At 46.1% G+C, this 17,107-nt stretch carries 16 protein-coding genes; 9 read left to right on the forward strand and 7 right to left on the reverse strand.

The annotated features are described in order from the left end of the window. Positions 1 to 35 precede the first annotated feature (35 nt). On the reverse strand, positions 36 to 359 hold the full coding sequence (locus R2X38_RS12285) for a PTS fructose-like transporter subunit IIB (RefSeq protein ID WP_317522529.1): 324 nt from the start codon (positions 357 to 359) through the stop codon (positions 36 to 38). Positions 360 to 447: 88 nt separating this feature from the next. After that, positions 448 to 1,521, reverse strand: a complete 1,074-nt coding sequence (locus R2X38_RS12290) for a PTS fructose transporter subunit EIIC (protein WP_317522530.1) — start codon at positions 1,519 to 1,521, stop codon at positions 448 to 450. Positions 1,522 to 1,957: 436 nt separating this feature from the next. Here R2X38_RS12290 and ptsP point away from each other — a divergent pair, with 436 nt between their 5' ends. The 3 genes from ptsP to R2X38_RS12305 all read left to right on the forward strand — a co-directional run bounded on the left by ptsP (position 1,958) and on the right by R2X38_RS12305 (position 6,087). After that, the gene (gene ptsP, locus R2X38_RS12295) at positions 1,958 to 4,468 is read left to right on the forward strand and encodes a phosphoenolpyruvate--protein phosphotransferase (protein ID WP_317522531.1); all 2,511 of its coding nucleotides are present in this window, start codon (positions 1,958 to 1,960) and stop codon (positions 4,466 to 4,468) included. A gap of 64 nt (positions 4,469 to 4,532) precedes the next feature. Continuing rightward, positions 4,533 to 5,564, forward strand: coding sequence for an oxidoreductase (locus tag R2X38_RS12300; protein ID WP_317522532.1), 1,032 nt, complete (start codon positions 4,533 to 4,535; stop codon positions 5,562 to 5,564). A gap of 25 nt (positions 5,565 to 5,589) precedes the next feature. Further along, positions 5,590 to 6,087 (forward strand): heme-degrading domain-containing protein, encoded by a 498-nt coding sequence (locus R2X38_RS12305; protein ID WP_317522533.1) that lies wholly within the window; start codon positions 5,590 to 5,592, stop codon positions 6,085 to 6,087. Here R2X38_RS12305 and R2X38_RS12310 read toward each other — a convergent pair. The 3 genes from R2X38_RS12310 to R2X38_RS12320 form a co-directional block, all read right to left on the reverse strand. Then, entirely contained in the window at positions 6,076 to 6,906 is an 831-nt protein-coding gene (locus R2X38_RS12310; protein ID WP_317522534.1) for a hypothetical protein, read from the reverse strand. The two genes, R2X38_RS12305 and R2X38_RS12310, sit on opposite strands and share 12 nt — an antisense overlap. A 121-nt stretch (positions 6,907 to 7,027) precedes the next feature. Next, positions 7,028 to 8,224: a hypothetical protein gene (locus R2X38_RS12315; RefSeq protein WP_317522535.1), complete on the reverse strand. Its 1,197-nt coding sequence runs from the start codon at positions 8,222 to 8,224 to the stop codon at positions 7,028 to 7,030. 354 nt (positions 8,225 to 8,578) lie between these two features. Then, positions 8,579 to 8,779, reverse strand: coding sequence for an MbcA/ParS/Xre antitoxin family protein (locus R2X38_RS12320; RefSeq protein WP_281028166.1), 201 nt, complete (start codon positions 8,777 to 8,779; stop codon positions 8,579 to 8,581). Positions 8,780 to 8,988: 209 nt separating this feature from the next. On the opposite strand from R2X38_RS12320, the gene R2X38_RS12325 reads away from it, so the two are divergent. Continuing rightward, the gene (locus tag R2X38_RS12325; RefSeq protein ID WP_317522537.1) at positions 8,989 to 10,335 is read left to right on the forward strand and encodes a magnesium transporter; all 1,347 of its coding nucleotides are present in this window, start codon (positions 8,989 to 8,991) and stop codon (positions 10,333 to 10,335) included. A gap of 98 nt (positions 10,336 to 10,433) precedes the next feature. On the opposite strand, the gene R2X38_RS12330 is transcribed toward R2X38_RS12325, so the two are convergent. Continuing rightward, positions 10,434 to 11,030, reverse strand: a complete 597-nt coding sequence (locus tag R2X38_RS12330; protein WP_317522798.1) for an HD domain-containing protein — start codon at positions 11,028 to 11,030, stop codon at positions 10,434 to 10,436. A gap of 316 nt (positions 11,031 to 11,346) precedes the next feature. On the opposite strand from R2X38_RS12330, the gene R2X38_RS12335 reads away from it, so the two are divergent. The 5 genes from R2X38_RS12335 to R2X38_RS12355 all read left to right on the forward strand — a co-directional run bounded on the left by R2X38_RS12335 (position 11,347) and on the right by R2X38_RS12355 (position 15,302). Beyond that, the gene (locus R2X38_RS12335; RefSeq protein WP_317522538.1) at positions 11,347 to 11,637 is read left to right on the forward strand and encodes a co-chaperone GroES; all 291 of its coding nucleotides are present in this window, start codon (positions 11,347 to 11,349) and stop codon (positions 11,635 to 11,637) included. Between the two features lie 32 nt (positions 11,638 to 11,669). Next, positions 11,670 to 13,268, forward strand: coding sequence for a chaperonin GroEL (gene groL, locus R2X38_RS12340; RefSeq protein ID WP_317522539.1), 1,599 nt, complete (start codon positions 11,670 to 11,672; stop codon positions 13,266 to 13,268). Between the two features lie 247 nt (positions 13,269 to 13,515). Then, positions 13,516 to 13,995: an Hsp20 family protein gene (locus R2X38_RS12345; protein WP_317522540.1), complete on the forward strand. Its 480-nt coding sequence runs from the start codon at positions 13,516 to 13,518 to the stop codon at positions 13,993 to 13,995. Between the two features lie 75 nt (positions 13,996 to 14,070). Then, complete coding sequence (locus R2X38_RS12350; RefSeq protein WP_317522541.1) at positions 14,071 to 14,688, forward strand: Hsp20/alpha crystallin family protein; 618 nt, start codon at positions 14,071 to 14,073, stop codon at positions 14,686 to 14,688. A gap of 257 nt (positions 14,689 to 14,945) precedes the next feature. Further along, the gene (locus tag R2X38_RS12355) at positions 14,946 to 15,302 is read left to right on the forward strand and encodes a hypothetical protein (RefSeq protein WP_317522543.1); all 357 of its coding nucleotides are present in this window, start codon (positions 14,946 to 14,948) and stop codon (positions 15,300 to 15,302) included. 90 nt (positions 15,303 to 15,392) lie between these two features. Here the strand turns inward: R2X38_RS12355 and R2X38_RS12360 are convergent, their stop codons facing one another. Further along, positions 15,393 to 16,940 (reverse strand): sodium:solute symporter family transporter, encoded by a 1,548-nt coding sequence (locus R2X38_RS12360; RefSeq protein WP_317522544.1) that lies wholly within the window; start codon positions 16,938 to 16,940, stop codon positions 15,393 to 15,395. Positions 16,941 to 17,107: the final 167 nt, after the last annotated feature.

Below are 17,107 nucleotides of genomic sequence, written 5' to 3' on the forward strand. Positions count from 1 at the left end.
TAGGCGGAGGGGAGCTTTCCCCTCCAGACCTGGGGTTAAGCCACGGTTGCCGCAAGATGTTTTTCAATCTTGTCCATCACCGCTGCAGCACGCTTAACAGCATCGCTGACACCGATACGTACAATGGTTTTACCTTCGAAGCGTTCAGAATTTTTGATATCGATGTCCTTGGTCAGAATCACAATATCGGCATCGGCAATCACGCCCGGGCTCAGCTCGTTTTCAATACCAATCGAACCTTGGGTTTCAACCGTACACGTCCAGCCTTTCGCCTTTGCTGCCGACTCGATGGCTTCTGCTGCCATGTATGTATGGGCTACACCTGATGGACATGCGGTTACTGCTACGATAGAAGTCATAATCTTGTTTCCTTAAATTTGTGAACAATCAATTCAGTTGTTTGGTGACAGGTGGGCGAGGCACCCACCTGTTTATGCGTTTGGGGTCTTAGCCAATTTCAATATCAAGGTCGAGGTCGTCTTCTTCCTGGGTGTTTTCTTCCACCACTGGGCGACGTGCCTTGAGGAAGTTGACGAGGAATGCGGTTACCAGCGAGCCAACCAGCAGAGCAATGACGAAACTAAAGCGGCCATCAACAACAGGTAGGACAATCAGGCCACCCCAAGCGGCGTAGCTTTCGACACCCAGCACTGCAGCGGTCGAGGCACCTGCGGCGGTACCAATCATGATTGATGGCAGGACACGAAGTGGGTCAGCCGCGGCAAACGGAATAGCACCCTCTGTAATCCCCATAGTGCCCATCAAGATAGAGGCGCGGCCGGCTTCTTTTTCGCTGTCGTCGTAGAGTTTTTTGTTGATGAAAGTCGCCAGGCCCATACCGATAGATGGCACCGCAACAGCAACAGAAGAGATACCCGCCACGTTGTAGATCCCCTCGCCGACACACAAGATGACGAAGGCATAGGCAACCTTGTTGACCGGACCGCCCATATCGAAGGAGATCATCAAGCCCATGATAACGGCCAGCAAGACGATACTTTCGTTCTGCATCCCTTTAAGGAACTCAGTCAACGCCTCAGTAGCAGCACCGATCGGCTCACCGATCCCCCACACGATGGCACCGGCTGTGATGAATGTACCAATGATTGGAATAACGAAAATGGGCATCACAGAGCGGGCAAATGCAGGTACCTTAATTTTCTTGAGGTAGAACACCACAATACCGCCCAGCAAGCCTGCAAAGATAGCGCCGAAGAACCCGGTGTTGTACATGTTGGCACCAATGAATGCCGCGATGGCAGAAGGTGCAAGTGCAGAGCGGTCAGCAATCGAGTAACCGATGTAAGCCGCTAGGATAGGCACCATCAACTGGAAACCAGCAACACCGATAAAGAACAGGTCATTCAACCAGGTTCCCTCTTCTGGCACCGCCCCCTTACCGTAGAGCATCACCGACATCGCCAGCAAAATACCACCTGCAACCACAAATGGGATCATGTGCGATACACCCGTCATAAGGTGCTGCCTTGTGTCCTTCAATATTGAGATTAAGTCTTTCATCGACCTCTCCTTGAGTCATTAACTTGTCATTTTTAAAAACTGTTTCACGTACAGGGAATAAATCTAAGCCAGCTGTGCTTTGGTACTACTATAGTGAGCAATAGTGCTATCAAGTTAGAGGACAAAAGTTCTATTTACTGGATATTTGTTAGATTTAAATCAAAACTTGATCCAACTCTCGAAATACCAAAAAACGAAACAAAAAAATTAAAAAGCAACAAAAACATAAGTTTATATTTACATCCATGCTTTAACCCATGTACCAAACTTGCTCGTCATCACAAAAACACCTTCAAATTTGACCACCATCACATTTGATTTTTTATCTAACAAAAATCCAGCTTTTCGCAGTTTTGTCCCATGGTACACCTTCCCCACTTTGATATTGTGAATACATAACGAAAGGCATTGCCTAGATGCAAAAGGACTACGTGAAATGAAATCTTTCTCTTTCTCATGTGAACTACCCAACGGGGTTCACGCAAGACCGGCTAGCCATGTTGAAGCCGTATGTAACCAGTTTGATTCGAACATTACCTGGCAGAACCAGCGGACGGGGATGAGCGGCAATGCCAAAAGTGTCCTCTCTCTGATCGGGACAGATACCCTGCTGGGTGATGAATGTCTGATCACTATCGACGGGATGGACGAAGAGTCTGCCCTTGAGCAACTAAAGCAGTTCATCAACAATGAATTCCCGCATTGCGACGAACCACTAGCAGTATCAGATCAAGAGGAAGATCAAAGCCTTGCTCCGTTACCTCGCAATTTCTCCAACCTAAAAACTGCCCATATCCGTGGCCGTAGTGTCAGCGAAGGGTTTGGCAAAGGCAGGCTTACAGCCGTTGGTGCCGTGAACTTTGATGCCCTGGCAGACCTGCCAGAGCCAAGAGCCTTGGTTGAGGAACAAAATCTGCTCGATACTGGTATTGAGGCAGTGATCAAATCACTCAATATCTTCCTCGCCTCAGCCCAGCATACCGAGGGCGAAGTTATCAAGGCGCACCTATCGATTGCCCGTGACAACGAATTCCAGCAGACCTTGCAAGAGAACCTTGTTGAAGGGCGCAGCTGTGCCGATGCCATCATCGCAACGGCCAAGCATTTCGGCGAACTGATGAAAAACTCATCCAGCGCCTACATGCGCGAACGCGAGCTGGATATCCGTGATGTCTGCTACCAACTGCTGCAGAGCATTTATGGTAACGAGCGCTTCGGTAGCCAAAATACCCTCACCGAACCGACGGTCTGCCTAGCGGACGACCTGACGCCAAGCCAGTTCCTCGAATTAGATAAGTCATTATTAAAGGGGCTTATTCTCTCGCACGGCGGCAGCACATCCCATACTGTGATCCTGGCCCGCTCTTTTGCCATCCCAACCATTGTCGGTGTTGAAGGCTCCAAGCTAAGTGCATTTTTGGACAGTGAAGTGGTTGTTGATGGCACCCTAGGCCTCGTGGTCACCGAGATCAGCGAGCCGGTCGAGCGCTACTACACCCAGGAGCATAAAGTCCGGGAAATTGTAGCCACACGCCAGGCACAGTTCAGGGATGTTGCGGCCCAGACCGCAGACGGCAAAGTCCTGGAAGTCGCAGCCAACATCGCCCACTCGGTAGAAGCCAAACAAGCCTTTTCCAACGGTGCCGAAGCTGTTGGCCTGTTCCGAACAGAAATGCTTTACATGGACCGCACTTCAGCGCCGGATGAAGACGAGCTTTACAACATTTTCTGCCAGGCTTGCGAAGCGGCGGACGGCAAATCGATAATCGTCCGTACTATTGATATTGGCGGTGACAAACCGGTTGATTACTTGAATATTCCGACAGAGAACAACCCGTTCCTTGGCTACCGGGCGGTGCGTATCTACCCTGAATTTATCGAGATGTTCAAAACCCAGCTGCGTGCCATCCTCCGGGCCTCGGCCCATGGCAACCTGAAGATCATGATCCCGATGATTTCATCGCTGGAAGAAATCCTATGGGTGAAAGATATCTTGGCAGAAGTACGTCAGGAGCTTCGCAAGGAAAACCGGCCGTTTGCCGAAAAAGTGCCGCTGGGTATTATGCTGGAAGTCCCGTCAGTCGCCTTTATTATTGACCAATGCTGTGAAGAAATAGATTTCTTCTCTATCGGTTCGAACGACCTAACCCAGTACCTAATGGCCGTTGACCGTGATAATGCTAAGGTCGCCGCAAGCTACAATAGCCTCAACCCAGCCTTTTTGCGCACCCTTGATCATGTGGTGCGGGAAGTTCACCGCCACGGCAAATGGATTGGCCTATGTGGCGAGCTAGGGGCAAAAGGCTCGGTACTGCCATTGCTCGTTGGCCTAGGCCTTGACGAGATCAGCATGAGCTCACCGAGCATTGCTGCCACCAAGGAGCGCATCGCTAAACTGGACAGTAGGGAATGTCGCCAGCTGCTCAACAAGGCCATGCAGTGCCGCACCATCCAGGAAGTGGAGCATGTACTAGCACAGTTCCGCATGACACAGACCGAAGCGCCTATGGTATCGGGCGATTGCATCAGCCTTGACCGCGACCTGCGCAGCAAAGAGGAAGTGATCAAGACCCTGGCAGATAACCTCTACCTAACCGGGCGCTGCCGCTACCCCAACAAACTGGCCGACGACCTGTGGGCCCGTGAAGATGTGTTCTCGACCGGACTTGGCTTTGGCTTTGCTATCCCGCACACCAAGAGTGAGCATATCGAACAGTCGGCGATCAGTGTGTGCCGCCTGGCGAACCCTATCCAGTGGGGGGACGAAGAAGCCCAGTTCATCATTATGCTCACCCTCAACAAGCATGCTGCCGGTGACCAGCATATGAAGATTTTCTCCAAACTGGCCAGAAAAATCATGCACGCAGACTTCAGGGAACAGTTAATGACAGCACAGAGCTGTGATCAGGTTGAAGCGCTGTTAAAGCAAGAACTTGAACTGAACTAACCGTCCTCCCCTCCTACGGCAGCATTGCCCGAGCAATGCTGCCTGTTTTCTCAAGGAAAGAACCATGCAGCCTATCAAAACGGCCATCGTTGGCTTCGGTATATCTGGCCAGTGCTTTCAGGCCCCGATCATTGAATATTGCGATGAACTTGAACTCACTGCAGTGGTATCAAGCGATAAGCAAAAGGTGATCGCCCAGCTTCCTAATGTCACTGTTTACAGCCAGATCGAGACCATGTTGGAAAATCCCGATATTGAACTGGTGATCATCTCCACCCCCAACCACCTTCACGTCCCGCAAGCCAAGTTAGCCCTGCAAGCCGGTAAGCATGTTGTTATTGAAAAACCGTTCTGTATTACCGCCGATGAAGGCAAAGCGCTAATAGAAGTCGCGCAACAAGCAGGAAAGACACTGTCGGTCTACCAAAGCCGGCGTTTTGATGGCGACTTCAAAACCATCGAAAAACTATTAGCAGATGGCAAACTCGACGGTATCCATACTTTTTACTCCAGCTACAACCGTTACCGGCCTGAAGTCAAAGTGCGCTGGCGCGAGCAAGACACCCCTGGGGCTGGCATCCTGTACGATCTCGGTGCCCATCTTATCGACCAAGCACTGTACTTGTTCGGCTTGCCAGAGAAAGTAACAGCCATTGTGAAGAACCAGCGCCCCGGAGCACAGGCTACAGACCACTTCCACCTAATCCTCCACTACCCACAGTGCGAGGCGATTTTGCATGCCAATTGCCTGAGCACCACCGAAGGACCAAGATTCCAGGTCTTCGGCCATGATTCGGCATTCATCAAATATGGCATGGATCCCCAGGAAGACATGCTGCGAGACAAAGCCGGCCCCGGTAACCGTGGATGGGGAGAAGACACCCCAGATAATTTTGGCCGCTATACCGATAAACACGGGCATAACGCCATTATCGAAACACAGCGTGGTGGGTATGAACAGTTCTATCAGCAACTCGCCCTAGCTATCCGGGAAGGCCACCCGCTGCCAGTGACTGCCGAGCAAGCATTGGATGTTATTCGTGTCATTGAGGCTGCGATAGCCAGTTCAGAACAGCAATGCAGCGTGAGACTTTAGAAAGAGGAAGAGGCGGAAACGCAATATGATTACTGATTTGAATGTACTGCTAGCCCAGGAAAAAGAACTGCAATTCGAACATTTCAGCCACCAAACAGCCTGGCTGCTTGGCTCCTTGATAAAACACAATGCAGAGCTTAGGGAGGCCGCCGTTGCCATTGATATCACCTTCAACGGCCACTGCCTGTTTAGCTATGCCATGGCGGGTACCAGCCCTGATAACCAGCAGTGGATAGCCCGCAAGCGCAATGTGGTGGATCGCTACCGGCACAGCTCTTGGTATATGGGCCAGTACTATAAAGCCAAGGGAAAAACTATCGAACAGGCTTCATTAGTTGATGCCAAACAGTTCGCGCCGTTTGGTGGCAGTTTCCCGTTAGTCATTAAGAACGTGGGTGTCGTCGGTAGTGTGACGGTTTCGGGGTTGCCCCAGTATGAAGATCATGTTTTGGTGGTCGAGAGTCTTCAAACGCTTCTCTCCCAGCAGCCCGATAAGAGATTAAAATTGCAGTCAGAGAGCTAGTGAATACAAATCCACTAGGGGAACTGTGATCACGGCGATAATGGAGGGAACAGAGAGCGTGCTGCAATCATGGTGGTTCTGCGCATGATTGAGAATATAGACGCATTTCTTGCCCTTATTGGCGACAACAAGGGCAGTCGTTTGGTTTAACCTTGATTCTTTTTCATCCTGTTTTTGACTAAGTGCATATGGTAAAACACAAGGACTATACCAAGGGGTATAGTCCTGTAATTCTGTATTGTGGATATCAATGCTGTAGGGCTCAGCATAAAACACGATGAACTGCTCATAGTCCACGTCGACTTTAACCGTATAAGCGGCCTGCTCGTTGGAATTGCTTTCATTATCAAAGGCCTTGCTGGAGCTATATTTCAAGGCCTGACTATTAAGCAGATCGTCATTTAGTTGTTCTAGTGTTTTACTCCATGCGTAAATTCCATCACTCTTGTCATAGCGAATAACCGCCTTGTCAAGATCACACCGTTCACTGCTGACGGATTCAACGGGTAAGTTATATAACTTATCACCATAGTCCGAAGCAAAACTGTTAAATTGAGCGGGATTGTAATAAAGCTCGCTTTCATAATTTGCCATGGCATCAAACACACTCCAAAGATGATATGAGTCATAACCTAACGCCATAAAACCTTGAGTTATTTTAATTTTGCTCGGAGTTACGGATACTATTTCAGCCAATTGACTACGCCAGTACTCCACCCCTATTCTCTGTAAATCGTTTTCATTGATACCCGCTCTAGCCGATGCGTATATTGGTAACCACAGAGCCGAGATAAAAATAACCAGCTTTGTTTTATCCATAGTTAGGCACCTTTTCAGAAGTAATTCATACCATTTTTTACTTCATATCTATATTCTAAAAATATAAAGGCTTCACAAAAGAAGCCTTTAATCATTGATGATATTATGGTGCACATCTATCCTACGCAAAAATACCTGACATAGGAGATTGCAGAACACCCAGAACCTGAGGGTTACCCAAAGCAATCTTTGTGGTAATGGTGAAATTACCTTGATCGTTAAACTTCACCTCGGTCGTTGTTCCCCCTTGGCCAGATACGCTGAAGAATGGCCAGATACCTGCTTTTGCCGCCGCTTCAATTTCCGTGCGCTCAGAGGTGTCATAACTGGCGTTGGACGTCATAGTAATCGTTACACCGTCTGCCACAACGAGCGAAGAGGTAAGCCGCTGGAGGAAGCCATCAGGACCGAAGGCTTTATCCCACGTGGTCGAACTTTGGTTGTTCCAAACCGTATTATCTTTGGTGGTGTAGGCCTTTGCCAGCGCGGCACTTTCATACCATGCTTTAAACTCTGCCAATATTGGATCGTTCGGATCATTAACTGCCAATGGCCCGGCTGTAAATGTCGTCACCTTCTGAAAGTCTGCATCAATCTTTACACCGGCAGAGGTTGTTTTAGTCGTAAGCTTGTCATACTTACCGCCGCCACCAAATGAAAAAATATCAAAAAATACGGAGGTATTGCCACCTGCCCAAGTATGCTTAACATCGCTGCTTGTTGTTTTAGAATCAAGCGTAAAGCTCTTCGATGCCCCACCGGATAAAGCCGATTTTAATTGGTCCGCAGTTTTATTCCAGGCATATTTCCCACCTGCCGATGCAAACTTATTAACCGCGATATTAATTGGATTGATGTAAATATTGGTCAGGCCGGTTACGCAACCTGCTTTCCCCGGAGCATTTCTCATCGCCCATGAGTTAAACAGATCTGAAACGCCTTGAGCAGTCCATTCTGCGGGATCATGACTCTCAAAATAGCTATTCCATTTGCCATAATAATCCCCCATGCAGTTCTGGAAACTCGAGTTAGAGGCAGGAACAAGTGCCTCGAGGATCAAGTTATAAGCGGATGAAAAGTTATTAGTTTGGCTGGGGTTATAAAAGTTGTTAATTGATTTTGGCGGTACGGCATTGAACACATTCCACATATCCTGGGATGTACTCATCATAGAATTTGGACCTTGATACAACTGAAACTGGTTCGGGTCTAATCCTAAGCCAGTCACCATGGCGTTATACCACTGCGCCGTTAATGTATCCATTGCGGAGTTAACAGATGAACCTACACTTTTATCTAACGTCTCTGTCTGTGACATAATATATCCCTCGTAAAAAGTGTTATGACTTCAAATTAAAACTCAAGCAATTTTAAATTTCTAAACGACTTAATTATCAATTAAAATCACCGTTATCGAACATGTAGCTCTGCAAGTTTAATATTGCATTTGTTTACACTGATAGAAAAAATCATTTTTGTACATAGGATCACACTAGATCGTTTTCTATCCTGCAACTTGCTTAGAAAAATATAACTCGAGATAAGTTTTTATCTATTACACGCTATTACAAGGTATATCGAGATAATTGTACTGAGTATGCTATTAGCTTTTCTCATGAAGGCTGACCTCAATCATCCAGCCTTTCACGATTTTGCGCCATCTCTCCAGGCGCTAGATATGACCGGTTTCTTTCAGGCGGTTCAAAAGCTCCGTCACTTGCCGAATCCCCTCCTCCGTGCGACATAAGTAAGCCGGACTCACCAAACCCAGTGCAATATTTTCCGTCTGTAGCCAATCATCCGCTTTTGCCCGGTCACCAAAGTATTCTAGGGCATCATCGTAGAGCGCTTCAGGAATGTGCTGTTTATCCATTTTCCATCTCCTAACCAACCACAAACTCATTATCAATAACCTAGCCTGATTTCATAACAGCATCAGTTAGCGATATCACAATTGACCGACAAAAGTGAAAGCCATACTCTATACCCAAGCCACTTGGGTACATAGCCCATCAAGATAACGACAAAAACAACAAGCCCAACCAACCGCTGGCTGCTTGCGTTTGCAACAAGGAAACCTGCATGAGCAACACCGTTGATCTAAGCCTGCTCATTGAGCGCATCTCTGCCGCAGATACCGACGAACAACGTCAAATATTCAATGAAGCCGAGATACAACAACTGGAAGCCGGCGCCTTCGCCACCTTGTTCGAGGCATTGCCCCTTGATCAGCGTATGGAGCTATGGCGCCAGTTACCCCTCAATGATCACGTTGATGTACTCACCGCCATGCGTGCTGACACCCGTGAGTGGGTGATCCAGTCACTCAGTGATACCGAACTGGATTTGGTACTCGGTCAGCTTGATAACCTCTCCCTGATCGAATGGGCCGACTCGCTGCCGGAAGAGATCATCGAGCGGGCCATAGGGAAACTCAGCAAAGAAGACATCGAGCTGTTTGACCGTGCCAACCAATACGATGATGACCAGATCGGCCGTTACGCCAACCCCAAAGTCCTTTCGCTGCCGCAGGGGATTTCAGCCAAACGGGCCAAGGTGCTCCTGGAGCGTTACGGATACCAGTACCCGGCATCGATTTTCGTGGTCACCCGCGATACCAAATTTGTCGGTACCGTAAACTACCAACAGCTGATCGAAGCCGAGCCGCTGACTAAATTGAGCAGCCTTGCCGATACCGACACCCTGATCTTGGAAGATGACGCTTCACTGGCCGAGGCCGTAGAGGCTGTAGAGCACAGCCAGCAGTTCAGCCTGCCGATTGTTGACGAGAACTTTGCATTAATTGGCGAAATTGATACCCACCTGGCGCTAGAGCTAATGCGGGAGAACTACGAAAGTACCCTAATGGCCAATGCCGGTATGAGCGAAGAAGATGACCTTTTCGCCCCGATTGCCAAAAGTGCCAAAAAACGTGCGGTCTGGCTGGGTATCAACCTTATCACTGCCGTGCTGGCGTCGATGACCATCAGCTTGTTCGAGGATGTCATTGCCCAGGTGGTTGCACTGGCTATCTTGATGCCAATCGTCGCTTCGATGGGCGGTATTGCCGGTAGCCAGACCCTGACCCTGATGATCCGCGGTATGGCCCTCAACCAGGTCACCGCCGGTAACCGTCGTTCTTTGCTGCGCAATGAGCTGGGAATAGGTTTTCTCAACGGAGTGTTGTGGGCGGTATTGATCGGCTTGATGGCGGGGCTTTGGTTCCAGTCTCCGATTATCGGCGCGATTATTGCGGTCGGTATCGTGGTCAATATCATCACCGCCGCCCTGTTCGGGGTCTTAATCCCAGTAGTGCTCGACAAGCTCAAGCTTGATCCTGCGCTGGCAGGATCGGTGATCCTCACCACGGTGACCGATGTGGTAGGCTTCTTCGCCTTCCTCGGCACCGCCAAGCTATTACTGTTGTAAGCTTGTCACTATTCCGAATTCCATCATTTCGAGTGCCGCCATTTCGGGTGGCACTCGGATTAATCCATACGTCTAGCTATCCTTCGCTCTTACTTAACTCATTTCTTAACTTCATTCTCTAGCTCAGTACCAGGCTGAACCTTGCTCGCCGTGTCCTGGTCAACAATCTCGCGTATCGCCGCCAGCAAAGGATGCTGATCCGTGTATTTCTTGCCGTAATGAAGATTGAATTCATAATCGAAACCATCGGGGTTCAAGCCTTGGTTATGCTGGATCAGGGTTTCCAGCTTATCCAACCCTTTGGCCACTTTGGCTTCTAGTGTCTCGGCCTGCTCATACTCATCCCACAATGACAGGATATGCTGCTGCATCGGTTGATTCAGAGGGGCTATCAAGGTCTGCAAGTCCAACCTTTCCTGATAGGATTTGTCGATGTTAGGGTCTTGGTCGACCGCAGCAATGTCACCGGAAATGGCTTCGCCCAAGTCATGGATCACGCACATTTGCATCAGCTTGGCATGGTCGATTTCTGGCATTTCCTGCTCGAACAGCATCGCCATTAAACACAGCCGCCAGGTATGCTCAGCCGTGCTCTCTTTGCGGCCCTGGGTGGTGTGGGCGCTTCTCAGCGTGTCCTTCAATTGTTCGGCCTGGCGCAGGAAATCCAACATACCCAACATGTCACTTTGCTTCATCAAACTGTCGCCCGCCTTTAAAAACTCATTAATTCAATCGCCATAAACCGCGTCAATAGTACTTTCCAATTCAGGCACATCGCAACGGCTAACCTTTTGTTCACGATAAAAGTCCTTAATTTGCTTCATTAATGTGCCTAGAACAGACCAAACTCTGTTGAAAGCAAGAGCTAGCAGTTAAGGAAGTGAAAAAATTTTTTGTTCCCCCCTTGAACTTGTTTTCATCGACCCTATTTTTCTGATAGAGAGCACAAGGTAGCGCTTTCTGCATCACTTATATGTCTTTTATTTTTTGTAACTATAGGAGGCTAACCTCATGAATATTCGTCCTTTAAATGACAGGCTGATTGTCGAAAGACTAGAAGCAGAAAGCAAGTCTGAAGGAGGAATTGTACTTACATCCCAATCCGTCAAGAAATCCAACCGGGGGAAAGTTATTGCCGTCGGCTTGGGCCAGCGACTGGAGAATGGTGAACGTGCAGCTATGGATATAAAAGTGAACGACACAGTCATTTTCAATGACGGTTATGGCGTTAAATCTGAGAAAATCGATGGTTCGGAGTACTTAATCCTCTCTGAATCTGATGTGTTAGCAATCGTTGAGTAATTGATTTTTATTTATTTTTTGGGGAGATAATCATGACTGCAAAAGATGTTTTATTTGCTGATGAATCGCGTCAAAAGATGCTTAAAGGTGTGAATTTACTGGCCGATGCGGTTAAGGTCACTCTTGGCCCTAAAGGGCGGAATGTAGTCTTGGACAAATCTTTTGGTGCCCCTGCTATCACCAAAGATGGTGTATCCGTGGCAAAAGAGATCGAGCTAGAAGATAAGTTCGAGAACATGGGTGCACAAATGGTAAAACAGGTTGCATCAAAGGCCAACGATGAGGCTGGTGACGGTACCACAACGGCAACCGTATTGGCTCAATCATTAATTAACGAAGGATTGAAAGCGGTCGCCGCGGGAATGAATCCAATGGATCTCAAACGTGGTATTGATAGAGCCACGGAGGCCGCGGTAGAGAAGTTACGAGAGATATCTCAGCCATGCAGCGACAAAGGATCCATCACTCAGGTAGGTAGCATTTCTGCTAATAGTGATAGAGCCATCGGTGAAATCATAGCTGAAGCAATGGATAAAGTCGGTCGCAATGGTGTTATTACGGTAGAGGAAGGTCAAGGCCTTATCAACGAACTTGCTGTTGTCGAGGGTATGCAATTCGACCGAGGTTATCTGTCCCCTTATTTTATTACTAACCAGGAGGCTGGCACGGTAGAGCTAGATAACCCCTATATTCTTCTGGTAGATAAAAAAGTCAGTAATATCAGAGAACTACTTCCTGTACTTGAAAGTGTTGCGCAGCAATCTCGATCACTACTTATCATTGCCGAAGATATCGAGGGAGAAGCGCTCGCCACACTGGTGGTGAATAATATGCGTGGAATTGTTCGAGCGTCGGCAGTGAAAGCGCCCGGCTTTGGTGATAACCGAAAAGCAATGATGGAAGACATCGCGGTACTGACAGATGGGACGCTCATTTCTGAAGAGCTTGGTCTTGAACTTGAAAAAGTTACATTGGAGCAGCTGGGTAGTGCGAAGAAAGTCACGATTACTAAGGACGCAACCACCATCGTGGGTGGTGTTGCTGAAGAAAATGTCATAAAAGATCGTGTTGCCTCCATAGAGAAGCAGATTGAAACCACAACATCTCAATACGACAAAGAGAAACTTCAACAGCGTATCGCCAAACTTGCTGGCGGCGTGGCCGTGATAAAAATCGGTGCAGCGACAGAAGTTGAGATGAAAGAGAAGAAAGATCGAGTTGATGATGCACTGCACGCAACCCGTGCTGCCGTAGAAGAAGGTATCGTCGCAGGCGGTGGTGTTGCTCTGGCTAAGATAGGCTATGAATTAGGAGACCTTAAAGGTGACAATGACGACCAAAATGTGGGGATCCGTGTTGCCTTACGGGCTATGGAAGAGCCGCTTCGTCAAATTGTGACCAATGCTGGCGGTGAGGCCTCTGTGGTAGCAAATGCCGTAAGAACTGGCGATGCCTACTATGGCTTTAATGCTGCAACGGGTGAGTACGGAAATATGATTGATATGGGTATTCTCGACCCAACCAAAGTGACCCGCTCTGCGCTTCAGTTTGCTGCATCTATTGCTGGCTTAATGATAACGACTGAAGCAATGATTTCAGAGCACGTTAAAGATAAGGAGTTCACCGACTAACTCTTATAAAGGCATAAGCGGGTAATTGATTGCCCGCTTATATCAACCTAGTATTTGGCCATAGAGTTTTAGAATGAATATATAAAAAGGGAATATTTCAACAATCATTTAATAAAAATATTTTATATTAATTCAGTTGATCTTTGTGTTCTTCAATACTATAAAAAGAGTGAAATGGTTGTCTGATTAGAAACCATTTTTTCACAAATTGTTTTTATTTTATGTTGCTTCTTATGGAGGATATATTATGAACTCAATTGACCTATCTCCACTATATCGCAATAGTATTGGTTTTGACCGTCTAGCATCACTAATTGACCATGCGTTAACCAGTGAAAATGCTGTGAACGGTTACCCCCCATACAATATCGAAGTTCTGAGTGACAACCGCTATGCCATTAGTCTGGCTGTAGCCGGATTTGTTCAGGAAGAGCTCGATATACAGGTAGAAAAGGGCGTGTTGACTGTGCGTGGTCATAAAAACTCTGACGAAGAGCGGAAATATCTCTATCAGGGTATAGCTAATCGTACATTCGAACGTAAATTTAATTTAGCTGACTATGTTGAAGTTATCGATGCCGACCTTTTTAACGGTTTGTTGACCATTACTTTGGTAAAAGAAATTCCTGAAGCGATGAAGCCTAAATCCATTGCCATTAACAACAATGGAAAAGTATTAGAACATAAAGCTGAAGAAAAGCGAACCAAAGAAGGTGAAGTTGCCTAATTAGCATGGAGGGTGCGAATAGCAGCACCCTCACTTTTACTGTTAATTAATATTAACCTGAACATGGGGGATTTCATGAACATTGAAAAGCTAAAACCCTGGAATTGGTTTAAACATGAAGAGAGCTCAACTAATCAGATCCCAGTTTCAAAAAGTGAAGCTTCTTCTGATGTTAGCCAAGGAACTACCACTATCACATCACCTCAGCAAAGTGCTGTAGGTTCGTTGTTACAGCTACATCAGGAGATGGACCGTTTGTTTGATGATGTGTGGCACTCATTTGGAATGCCGGGCACATCGCGACTAACTCGCCCCAACTTACTGTTTGGACAGAGCTTGGTTGGTGGGCACTCATTAGATACCATTCGTGCAAAGCTGGATGTGTCGGGAAGTGAAAAAGAATATGAAATTTCCGTTGAATTACCTGGTCTTTCAGAAGACGACATTCAGATAGAGCTGAATACCAATACGCTTGTGGTGAAAGGCCAAAAGCAGGAGGAAAAGGAAACCAAGGGTAAGCAATACTATCGCGTGGAGCGAAACGTGGGGACTTTTCAACGTACCTTATCCTTGCCTGATGATGCTGACAAAGAAGCTATATCCGCGAATATGAAAAATGGTTTATTGATTATTAAGATTCCGAGAAAAGCACTACCTCAGGATAAGGTAAAACGCATTTCCATCTCATCATAAATACAACTGGAGGCGGCTAAGGCTGCCTCCTCTTAGAGTTTATTGTTACCAAGGTAAATGCCATTATGTTAATAAGACTGATTCATATCACTCTTTTTCTTTTATTATTTTTTATCTTCACAGTAAACAGGAAAAAGGTTAACGATATCCGCTCTCTTGAAACATTTATGACTGGCAGAGATAGTGTACCAATGAATGTGTTTAGAGGGGGAAGGCTACAATTTATAGTCCTTCAATAAAAACTGGAAGGGGGTAACATGGCTAGAAACATAAGTAAGTCTTTAAATAATGTCTTGCTGATCTGTGAGACGAGTACAAATGTTGAAGGTTTCATTCGTCTATTCAATAGTTGTGACTTTTATGTTGATGTTCGACATGATAATTTGCAAGATGTTGATTTTGGTCAATATGGTGCAGTAGCCCATATTACAAATTCTTCGGATTCATTGACTGCTTTATTAGGGCATAGATTAGAATCAGTAAAAGATGAAGAATGGATTTTAATTTCCGGCGATAATGATGATCTGCATTGTACGGTTCAGGTAACTGCACTAGCCTCTGAAGAGCTTAGACTTTACATAAGAACTTTATGGGCAAAGTTTAATATCGCTTAATTTTACTTATTATAAACAGGGCTAAACCTTAAGTTCAAATAACTCTATATTTTTCAGCTCTAAACTACCTACTTTAGTCATTTATTACAGTTAAAGAAAACTCACAACACGAGGTAAATAGTAACATGCCACTAAAGTCAACAGAGTAAATACAAGCAAGCCGTATTGCCCCTGTGTTGGACGTTCAAATAACTGCTCTTGGGTTTCTATAAATCTAATGTTTTGTTCACTTTGAGTCCCTAAATAGCGGCTTGTCAAAACGCCAGTTGCGATAAAGACCAACGTTCCAATTGGGGCTTGCCAAGGCCATGCGAGCCCCGAATAGTAGCAGACCGCGAGCGATACAAGACTAGTGATCGTTCCGAACAGTACGCCTGTTTCATTCGCTTTTTTGTAAAACAGACCGAGTAAAAATGAACCAAGGCGTACACCAACAAACAGCGAGGTAAAACTGGCAATCAATTTTGTTACCGACTCATTTGAGACACTCAACATCGCAGGGCCTATCAATACAACAGCGCAGAATAGCGAAAACCGTTTTGCAATTAGGTTATAGTGACGCTCTGCTCGATCTCTTTGGATAAATCGCTTGTATATATCGTAAGTTAGGATGGTAGACATCGAATTGTAAGTTGAATCTAGCGTAGACATAGCGGCAGCGATAAGAGATGTAATGACAACACCTTGTACAATCTCATTGGTATTGTTGAAAACAAAATGAAGTACGATACTGTTTGCATTCACAAATTCCTGGCCATCATAGAATATATACAGCAGTACCCCCATGATTGAGAATAGAAAGTAAACAAAAAACATTCCGTATCCTACATACAGCATCGACTTGCGTGCTGACGCTAAATCTTTTGTTGCTAACGTCCTTTGAATAATTAATTGATTCGATCCGTAGACACTTAGGTGTAAAAACGCAACGGCAAATAAACCAGCATAAAGCGTTGTTTCATTGGTAAAGTCTAGACTCGTATCTAGAACCTGTAACCTATCAACCACAACCTCTTTATTGGCTAAAATTTCATCCATAGTCACGCTTTGGCTAAGAAAATAGAAAACTAAAATAAAGCCTAAAACAAGTACACAGGTTTGCAAGACATCCGTCCACATAACCGCAGCGATCCCACCCAAGTATGTGTATGCGGCGGTAAATATTGAAATCACCACAATGCACTCATAAATATCAAGCGGTAATATACGTGAAACCAATAGTGCAATCGCGTAGAGAGCTAACGCGGCAGAAATGGTTTGGATAAATAAGAAAGCGGCCACGTTGATCGCTCTTGCTTTATAGCCAAAGCGGATCTCTAGATATTCGTATATTGAGTGAATTTTCATCTTATAAAACACAGGGATGAAAAATGAACAAACGAAAAAGATAACAATTGGGTAATTGATATGGATTATGAGCGCTTCCATTCCACTTTGATATACCCACCCTGGTACTCCGATAAAAGTCATCGCACTGACATAAGTTGCAAGAATTGAAACCCCCGCGACCCAAGCACTGAAGTTTCGTTCACCCGTGGAGACACTCCCTTTTTCGCCAATTTTTCTACTTACTAAATAACCAATTAGAAAAGTTAGAGTCATATACCCCAAGACAATAGTAAGTGTGGTTGTACCCATGGTGATCTCTGATCCAGTTCAATTTAGGTTGAGGATTTTACATCACAAGTGGTGGTTCAGCTCGTGATCGTTATCAAAAAAACAAACGTGAATTTGTGAATATTTTTATGTATACGTATACACATGCACTTACCCCTGTATTTTTATAACATTGTTTTTTATATAAA

It is taken from the genome of Photobacterium rosenbergii, from assembly GCF_033022775.1.
Taxonomy (GTDB): Bacteria; Pseudomonadota; Gammaproteobacteria; order Enterobacterales; family Vibrionaceae; genus Photobacterium; species Photobacterium rosenbergii_A.

Excerpts from the sequence above, each read along its gene's own strand:
- R2X38_RS12285 (WP_317522529.1), bottom strand. The coding sequence starts at position 359 with ATGACTTCTATCGTAGCAGTAACCGCATGTCCATCAGGTGTAGCCCAT.
- R2X38_RS12290 (WP_317522530.1), bottom strand. The coding sequence starts at position 1,521 with ATGAAAGACTTAATCTCAATATTGAAGGACACAAGGCAGCACCTTATG.
- ptsP (WP_317522531.1), top strand. The coding sequence starts at position 1,958 with ATGAAATCTTTCTCTTTCTCATGTGAACTACCCAACGGGGTTCACGCA.
- R2X38_RS12300 (WP_317522532.1), top strand. The coding sequence starts at position 4,533 with ATGCAGCCTATCAAAACGGCCATCGTTGGCTTCGGTATATCTGGCCAG.
- R2X38_RS12305 (WP_317522533.1), top strand. The coding sequence starts at position 5,590 with ATGATTACTGATTTGAATGTACTGCTAGCCCAGGAAAAAGAACTGCAA.
- R2X38_RS12310 (WP_317522534.1), bottom strand. The coding sequence starts at position 6,906 with ATGGATAAAACAAAGCTGGTTATTTTTATCTCGGCTCTGTGGTTACCA.
- R2X38_RS12315 (WP_317522535.1), bottom strand. The coding sequence starts at position 8,224 with ATGTCACAGACAGAGACGTTAGATAAAAGTGTAGGTTCATCTGTTAAC.
- R2X38_RS12320 (WP_281028166.1), bottom strand. The coding sequence starts at position 8,779 with ATGGATAAACAGCACATTCCTGAAGCGCTCTACGATGATGCCCTAGAA.
- R2X38_RS12325 (WP_317522537.1), top strand. The coding sequence starts at position 8,989 with ATGAGCAACACCGTTGATCTAAGCCTGCTCATTGAGCGCATCTCTGCC.
- R2X38_RS12330 (WP_317522798.1), bottom strand. The coding sequence starts at position 11,030 with ATGAAGCAAAGTGACATGTTGGGTATGTTGGATTTCCTGCGCCAGGCC.
- R2X38_RS12335 (WP_317522538.1), top strand. The coding sequence starts at position 11,347 with ATGAATATTCGTCCTTTAAATGACAGGCTGATTGTCGAAAGACTAGAA.
- groL (WP_317522539.1), top strand. The coding sequence starts at position 11,670 with ATGACTGCAAAAGATGTTTTATTTGCTGATGAATCGCGTCAAAAGATG.
- R2X38_RS12345 (WP_317522540.1), top strand. The coding sequence starts at position 13,516 with ATGAACTCAATTGACCTATCTCCACTATATCGCAATAGTATTGGTTTT.
- R2X38_RS12350 (WP_317522541.1), top strand. The coding sequence starts at position 14,071 with ATGAACATTGAAAAGCTAAAACCCTGGAATTGGTTTAAACATGAAGAG.
- R2X38_RS12355 (WP_317522543.1), top strand. The coding sequence starts at position 14,946 with ATGGCTAGAAACATAAGTAAGTCTTTAAATAATGTCTTGCTGATCTGT.
- R2X38_RS12360 (WP_317522544.1), bottom strand. The coding sequence starts at position 16,940 with ATGGGTACAACCACACTTACTATTGTCTTGGGGTATATGACTCTAACT.